The 266-nt window shown below is 58.3% G+C and carries 1 protein-coding gene; it reads right to left on the minus strand.

Annotated features, from left to right (window positions below; translation table 11 throughout):
- A partial coding sequence (locus SB822_RS57830; protein ID WP_410859201.1) for a hypothetical protein occupies positions 1-266 on the minus strand: 266 nt, incomplete at both ends.

A 266-nucleotide genomic window follows, 5' to 3' on the forward strand; every position in this document is an offset into this window, starting at 1 on the left:
CTGAAAGTCACCATGACTGCCATGGTTCAGCCCCCATCCACTTCGACTAAAGCCGTGAAAGCTTTGCGACCGCGTGACGCCGCATCCCTTTTGCTTGTCGACCGGTCGGGCAGCAAGCCGCGAATTCTCATGGGCAGACGCCACGCCAGCCTCGCCTTTATGCCCGGAAAGTTTGTTTTTCCGGGTGGTCGTGCCGATCCTGTAGACGGCGCTATCGCTGCCGCGGCTGAACTGAATAGTAATGATGTTGCCAAGCTGCTCGCAGG

Origin of the sequence: Paraburkholderia sp. SIMBA_054, from assembly GCF_046534875.1 — a bacterium.
In the GTDB taxonomy this organism is placed as follows: domain Bacteria; phylum Pseudomonadota; class Gammaproteobacteria; order Burkholderiales; family Burkholderiaceae; genus Paraburkholderia; species Paraburkholderia hospita.